Source organism: Sphingobium sp. BS19 (assembly GCF_027925545.1).
GTDB lineage: Bacteria > Pseudomonadota > Alphaproteobacteria > Sphingomonadales > Sphingomonadaceae > Sphingobium.
This window is the reverse complement of sequence record NZ_BSEF01000026.1, coordinates 21,875-28,561: the sequence shown is the minus strand read 5'-3', so window position 1 is coordinate 28,561 and position 6,687 is coordinate 21,875. Positions and strand designations below refer to the sequence as shown.

Annotated in this window: 5 protein-coding genes; 1 reads left to right on the top strand and 4 read right to left on the bottom strand. The window is 57.1% G+C overall.

The features are described 5' to 3' along the window. Nucleotides 1-147 precede the first annotated feature (147 nt). Nucleotides 148-945, top strand: a complete 798-nt coding sequence (gene mazG / locus QMG56_RS20535) for a nucleoside triphosphate pyrophosphohydrolase (RefSeq protein ID WP_281824523.1) — start codon at nucleotides 148-150, stop codon at nucleotides 943-945. Here the strand turns inward: mazG and hflX are convergent. The 4 genes from hflX to QMG56_RS20515 form a co-directional block, all read right to left on the bottom strand. Next, entirely contained in the window at nucleotides 942-2,258 is a 1,317-nt protein-coding gene (gene hflX, locus QMG56_RS20530; RefSeq protein ID WP_281824521.1) for a GTPase HflX, read from the bottom strand. The genes mazG and hflX overlap by 4 nt on opposite strands. Nucleotides 2,259-2,303: 45 nt before the next feature. Continuing rightward, a complete protein-coding gene (gene hfq / locus QMG56_RS20525; protein ID WP_281824526.1) occupies nucleotides 2,304-2,810 on the bottom strand; it encodes an RNA chaperone Hfq in 507 nt (168 codons plus the stop codon). 172 nt (nucleotides 2,811-2,982) lie between these two features. Further along, nucleotides 2,983-4,359 carry a sigma-54 dependent transcriptional regulator gene (locus QMG56_RS20520; protein WP_281824519.1) on the bottom strand — a complete coding sequence of 459 codons (1,377 nt, stop codon included), beginning with the start codon at nucleotides 4,357-4,359 and terminating at the stop codon, nucleotides 2,983-2,985. Further along, entirely contained in the window at nucleotides 4,349-6,610 is a 2,262-nt protein-coding gene (locus QMG56_RS20515; RefSeq protein WP_281824517.1) for an ATP-binding protein, read from the bottom strand. The genes QMG56_RS20520 and QMG56_RS20515 overlap by 11 nt, the downstream gene beginning before the upstream one ends. Between the last annotated feature and the right edge of the window lie 77 nt (nucleotides 6,611-6,687).

Sequence of the window (6,687 nt, the reverse complement as noted above, 5' to 3'; positions counted from 1 at the left end):
CGGGTCCATGGCCACTACCCCAAGATCAGCGCATCAGCAGGGTCTGCGCTGCGCTATCCCGAGGGCTCCACGCAGCCCCTGCTTTCCTCAACGTGTGACATTTCTATATGGCAGAAATTGTGACTTCTCTAAATGGCAGGAACAAATATGCCTGACCGAAGTGCTGCAAATCCCGCGTCTACTAAGGCGGACATCACGCCCCTAGCCGATATCATGGCAAAACTCCGCGATCCCAATTGCGGATGCCCTTGGGATGTTGAGCAAACCTTCGCAACTATCGCGCCCTATACAATTGAAGAAGCTTACGAGGTCGCTGACGCCATTGTGCGCGACGACATGCCTTCCTTAAGGGAAGAACTTGGCGATCTCCTGCTCCAAGTCGTATTCCATGCTCGGATCGCGGAGGAAGCTCAACATTTTGCGCTGCAGGATGTCATTGACGCAATTTGTGGGAAAATGATCCGTCGTCATCCACATGTTTTCACTTCAGAAAATCGATCCGACGCCGATGCGGCACAATCCAGTTGGGAGAATATCAAGGCCTTCGAACGTTCCGAGAAGAGTTCCGACACGAGCGCTTTAGCCGATATCGCCATTGCCCTGCCCGCGCTGATGCGCGCGGAAAAGATACAAAAGCGTGCCGCACGGACGGGTTTCGATTGGCCAGATCTAACTGGCGTTTTTGCAAAAATTGAAGAGGAAATAGAGGAAGTTAAAGATACCACTTCCCAAGATGAACGAGAGGATGAAGTGGGGGACTTGCTATTTGCCGTCGTCAATCTGGCTCGCCATTTGCTGGTCGATCCGGAAGTGGCGCTGCGCAGGGCAAATCGAAAGTTTGAAACGCGGTTCCGTGCTATGGAATTGGAAAGTGGCGACACCTTTTGCGCTCTTTCGTTGGAAGAAAAAGAAGAGCTTTGGCAAAAGGTGAAAAGGCAGGCTTAACTCTGGCGAGCGCGAAACCTGGCATATGCAGACTGGGATAATCTCGCTTCGACACGCATTCCGTCCGCCTGCATAGCACTTTCAAGCACTTCGCCATGTTCATGCAACCACGCAAGCGATGCACCGTCAGTCGGGTCGATCATGATCTGATGAACATCGGCACCTTTGGTTAGCATATCGCTGACGGCCTTTTGGAAGCCATCAACGCCTTCTCCAGTCAGTGCTGACACCAGGACAACATTGTCCTGCCGTGCAGCCACCTCATGCATGTGCGCAGCCGCTTCTTCGTCCAGCAAATCCAGTTTATTCCATACCTCCAGAATTGGAACGGCAGTAACCGGGTCGACCCCCTCCCCAATTACGTCCAATTCTTCAAGTACTTGCAGCACGTCATCGCGTTGCGCGGTGCTATCGGAATGCGCGACATCTCGTACGTGTACGATCAGGTCCGCCGACAAGACCTCTTCCAGCGTGGCGCGAAATGCCGCGATAAGTTGTGTGGGTAGATCAGATACGAACCCAACGGTGTCGGAAAGGATCGCCTTATCCAAACCCGGTAACGCTATCTGGCGCATGGTGGGGTCGAGAGTGGCAAACAACAGATCTTCCGCCATCACCTCAGCGCCGGTCATTCTGTTGAATAGCGTGGACTTGCCAGCGTTGGTATATCCGACAAGGGCTATAACCGGCCACGGCGCCTTCTGACGTCGTGCGCGATGCAGGCCGCGTGTTCGGGTCACCTGCTCCAGTTCCCGGCGGATCTTCGCCATACGATCCCGGATCATTCGCCTGTCGGCCTCGATCTGCGTTTCGCCCGGCCCACCAAGAAAGCCGAATCCCCCACGTTGACGCTCCAAGTGGGTCCAACTGCGTACCAGGCGTCCTGCCTGATAGTCGAGATGCGCCAGTTCGACTTGCAGGCGACCTTCGTTCGTAGCCGCTCGTTCCCCGAATATTTCAAGGATAAGCCCGGTACGGTCGATGACCTTGGCTTTGGTCGCCTTTTCCAGATTGCTCTGCTGAACAGGCGACAAAGCGTTGTCGACCACCACAAGGTCGGCTTCATGATCCATCGCGAGGGCAGCGATGGCGTCAACCTGGCCGCTGCCGAAAAGTGTCGCAGGTTTGCGATCTCTCACGCGAAAGGATTGAGAGGCCTGGACGTCGATGCCGATCGCCAGCGCCAGCCCTTTGGCTTCTTCCAGGCGCGCCTCGGGGTTCCGGCGGTCGCCGCCATGCAGCTCGGCATGTACGACGACCGCACGGGCGCCTCGTGAGACTTCGTCATCGGATTCGCGGGTAAATGCACTCATGCCTGTTCAACGCTCTGGCGAACACATCGTTCGATGGAGGCGGACTTAATCCTGATCGGCTTCGCCTTCCGCAGACAAGTCGAGCGGATGGGACGGTTGCACCGTGGAAATCGCATGCTTGTAGACCAGTTGCGCCATGCCATCGCGCTCCAGCAGCATGCAGAACAGATCGAACGCGGCGATCTCCCCCTGAAGCATCACGCCGTTCACAAGGAACATGGTGACCGGATAGCCAGACTTGCGGACGGCATTCAGAAAGATTTCCTGAAGAAGCTTGGCCTTTTTGTCGTTCGCTTCGAAGGCTTTGCGTACTTCGGACAGATCCATCGGCTGGGCAGGCATGACGGTGGAGATCGCATGCTTATACACCAGTTGTGACTGACCGTCGCGGCGCAGCAGAACCGAGAAGTTATCGAACCAAGTAATGATCCCCTGAAGCTTTACGCCTTTGACCAGGAACATGGTCACCGGCGTTTTAGTCTTGCGAAGGCTGTTCAGGAAGATGTCCTGAAGGTTATTTATCTTTTCGGCCATGGTTAAAAGGCTTTCTATTTTGGCGGGACGTTGCCCGCACTTGCGCCCTTGGCAAAGGCATCGTGCTGTCCGCCGCGTACCGGGGACGGAAGTTTGTAACGCAAGTGCGAGATAAGTCCAACCGCTTTGGCAAGCCCACAACCTGAATAAGTCGACACGTAAAAATCGATGCCGGGCCAGATAGGGTGCCCTACCCGTCCTTGTCCTCCGTGATGCCCAGCAACTTCAATTTGCGATGTAAGGCCGAGCGTTCCATGCCGATGAAGGTGGCGGTGCGCGATATATTGCCCGAAAATCGGCGGATCTGGACCCGCAAATATTCCCGTTCGAAGCTCTCTCTGGCCTCCCGCAAGGGCGATCCCATGATCGCGCTGTTGCTCATGCTTTCGCCGCCGCCTCCGCCACCGGTCGCTTCGGCAGGCAACATATCCAGCTCGATACGCCCGATGCGATCGCCCGGTGCCAGGATCATGGTCCGCTCTATGACGTTGCGAAGCTGACGGACGTTGCCTGGCCATTCGCAAGCCTGAAGCGCTGCCATCGCATCCGTCGCTATGTCAGGTGAGGTCACCCGCTTCTCTGCCGCAAAGCGGGCGAGGAAATGTTCGACCAAAGGCGGTATGTCATCGCGCCGGTCGCTGAGCGGCGGGATAACCAGCGGCACAACGTTAAGACGGTAGTACAGATCTTCCCTGAACCGCTTTTCCTCTATTTCCAGCGTCAGATCGAGTGCGGTGGAAGAGATGACGCGGACGTCGACCTTGACCTGACGTTGCCCCCCTACCCTCGTAAAACTCTGATCGGTCAAAACCCGCAGGATCTTCCCCTGCGTGGTAATCGGCATGTCGGAAATTTCATCGAGGTACAGCGTTCCGCCATGCGCCTGTTCCAGAAATCCGGGACGGACCATGCCTTCGTTGTCCTCGACGCCGAAAAGCTCCTCCTCAACGCGCTCCGGTTCCATACGTGCCGCAGCGACCACGATGAAGGGCGCCGTTGCCCGACCGCTCCAGGCATGCAGCATGCGCGCCGCGACTTCCTTGCCACCGCCGGATGGCCCGGAAATCAGAACCCGGCTTCCCGTTCCGGCGACACGCTTGATAGTCGCACGCACCCCGTTGATAGCACTCGAATTGCCGGTGAGCTCATCATCTTGCCCGATCCGTGCGCGCAAAGACTGGTTTTCACGTCGCAGCCGCTCGGTTTCCGTGGCGCGGGAAACGAGATGCAGAAGACGGTCGGCCTCAAAAGGCTTTTCGATAAAATCGACGGCGCCCGTGCGAATGGCTGCCACCGCCGTGTCGAGATTTCCATGCCCTGAAATCATCAGGACCGGAATGGAAGGATCGCGCTTCTTGATCTCGTCCAGTAGTTCCAGCCCGTCCAGTTTGGACCCCTGCAACCATACGTCCAGCAGGACCAGCGAAGGCCGACGCGCGTCCAGCGCATCCATTGCCGCGTCGCTGTTGGCCGCCGTGCGAGCTTCATAGCCCTCATCCTCAAGAACACCCGCGACGAGTTCACGGATGTCTTCTTCATCATCGACGATCAGAATATCAAGCGCCATGAGCTGTCATTATTCCCTTCGTAGCGACCTGATCCGGGGTCGCTTCCAGTCGTTCCAACGCATTCATATCGAGGGTAATCGACACACAGGCCCCACCCCCATCGGCATCGCAAAAAGCAATTTCGCCGCAATGCTCCTCCACGATCTTCTTGACGATGGCGAGGCCGAGGCCGGTGCCCTTCACCCGTGTCGTCATATACGGCTCGAGGATGCGTTCCCGCTCTGGCGGCAAGCCAATGCCGTCATCCGTTACCTTGATGACGAGGTTGCCTGCGTCATCCTGATCAAGAAGCATTCGTACATGGCCGCGCAATGCGCCATCTTCGGGTAAATCCTTCGGTTCAATGGCTTCGACTGCATTCTTCACAATGTTTGTGAGCGCCTGCCCGATCTGGCGCCGGTCGCAGACGATTTCCTGAGTGCCGATACGGGAATCGAATTCGAAGCCGATGTCGGGATGCGCCACTTCGTGCAGGAACAGCGAGTGACGCGCGACATCCGCAATTGCTTCCCGCCGGAACACGGGCTTAGGCATCCGGGCGAAAGACGAAAACTCATCTACGATACGCCGCAGATCGCCCACCTGACGGACAATCGTACCCGTCAACCGCGCAAATGTTGCCTTGTCGTTGGTCACTTCCTCGCCATAGCGCCGCTGAAGCCGTTCGGCCGCAAGCTGGATCGGAGTCAACGGATTCTTGATCTCATGCGCGATGCGACGGGCAACGTCCGACCATGCGGCGCGCCGCTGATCGGACAATTGTTGCGTGATATCATCGAACGTCAGGACATGCCCCGCAGCATCACGGGATATCTTGACGGCCAGAGTGCGAAGATCCCCGTGCGCCCGTATCTGCACAATGCCTGCGCTCTGTTCTTCATCGAGCAATTCGGCCAGTTCCACCGACAACGCAGAGAGCGGCTGGCCCAGTGGGTCCTGCCCTTCCTCCACCAATATGCGCTCTGCCGAGCTGTTAAGAAGTTGCACGATATGGTTCTGATCCACCGACAAAACGCCTGCGGTGACGCCGGACAAGATCGCTTCGATAAACGCGCGGCGATTATCGAGCTGTCCATTGGCCGCAACAAGCGCGCCCGTCTGTGCCTCCAGCCTTTGCGTCATGCGGTTGAATGCGCTGGCCAATGTTCCTATTTCGTCGCGGGCATGCGGGCCGGACACGCGCGTCGACAGGTCGCCCGCCGTGATACGCCGTGCCGCATCGACAAGTTCGTTCACGGGACGAACCAGCCGGTCGGCAACGGTAAGGGCAATCCAGACCGCAATGCCGACCAGAAGAAGCGAACCCACATACAGAAAGACATTGAACCGCAGTTGCAAGCTGCGCGAGCGTGCGGCAAAATCATCATAGTCCGACAACACTGTTTGCGCGCGCTTGACCTGACTGAACGCAAGCGTTTCGGAATCGCGCGTTGCGTACAGGTAAATCCCCTCGTCGGGATATAATAAGGTGACAGCCTGAATCTGGTTGGGGCTGGCATTGACCACCACATCCTCGCCGCCCGCCAAACGATCCATCACCGATTTCGTGAGGATGTTCTTTGCCACCTTGTCATCCGAAGCGACATTGGCAGCGGTCCGCTCGACGCCGTCCTTGCCGACCTGAATGATGGCGGACCTGTTCAGTTTGCGCGTGACGACCTGATAGACATAACCTTCGCGAAACTCCGGGCTCGATATCGGGGACTGGTTCAAATAGTCCCTCAGATCGTTCGCCATCGTCAGCGTTTCTTCTCTAACCTCGCGCAGGTTCTGATCGTAATAGCCGCGCGCGAAATCGTTCGCGTTTTCGAGCATGCCGCGCGTGCTGCCGGAAAACCAGAACTGCACGCCATATTGAAACAGCAAAGATGCGAAGATCACGACCAGCAGCATCGGCACGCTCGACAGGATCGAGAAGATCGCCACGAGGCGAACATGCAACTGGCCTTCACTGCCCGCGGCCGTCCTAGCCGCCCGGCGGATAGCGAGTCTTCGGCCCAACAATACGAGCAACGCAATGGCCGGCACCAGATTCGCGACGAGCAACAAAGCGACAATCGGTGGCGTGAGCAGCGCGAACGTATCGCCCTGGCTCGTCACCAGCAGATAGGTGACGAGAGCCGTTCCGATCAGCAGCAGGAGCGCGAACGTCTCTACGAAACGGGCAAGGCTTCGCCCCCGCAACGCTTGCGGCAACAGGCGTCGCCACGACGTTTCATGATGCTGCGGCAACTCCGCGTTATCGGTCATAGTTGCATGGATACAACAATAATGTGCTCACTAAAACACAGTTTTTGACGTATTTGTTGCAATTGGTCGATGATTGA